The sequence below is a fragment of the Roseateles sp. P5_B10 genome, from assembly GCF_056400485.1.
In genome coordinates, this window is the sequence record NZ_JBFULE010001596.1 from 1 (window position 1) to 603 (window position 603).

The window sequence follows — 603 nt, forward strand, 5'->3', positions numbered from 1 at the left end:
TCCTGGAACAGTGCGACATGGATCTGATGCAGCCTGCGGATCAGAAATCCGGGCCGCTGTTCCAGTGGCCATGGCTTGTGGGCGGCTTGATCGCGCCGTGGCTTTGCTTTGGGCAACTCAGTGTCTCCTGGTAGCGACTGCTTCTCGCATGGTGCAGGTGCTCTGAAAATATCGCATTGCAACTCATATGGCACGGACTTTGCTTTTGTAAATTACGAAGTATGCTTCGTATTTTGGTGGGCCTCTAAAGTCCGCTGGAGCGTAAGGAGATCGCCATGTCTGTTACTGCCTCATTCGACCTGCTGCTGCGCGGTGGTCGCGTTATCGATCCCGCAGCCGGCATCGACGGCATCAAGGATGTCGCCATCCGCAACGGCAAGATCGCCGCCGTGCAGGCCGACATTCTGCCAACCAGTGCGAAGGAGGTGATCGACGTCTCAGGCAAGCTGGTGCTGCCGGGCATGATCGATACCCACGCGCATGTCTATCAGTATGTCAGTGGCCGCTTCGGCATGCAGCCCGATATGGTCGGCGTGCAGTCCGGCGTCACCACACTGATCGATCAGGGCGGTCCGTCCTGCATGACGCTGCCCGGCTTTCGTC

At 58.4% G+C, this 603-nt stretch carries 1 pseudogene; it reads left to right on the plus strand.

Features of this window, described 5'->3' with window-relative positions:
* Positions 1-275 precede the first annotated feature (275 nt).
* Positions 276-603 (plus strand): annotated as a pseudogene (locus AC1DU6_RS34790) (amidohydrolase/deacetylase family metallohydrolase); the annotation flags it as partial.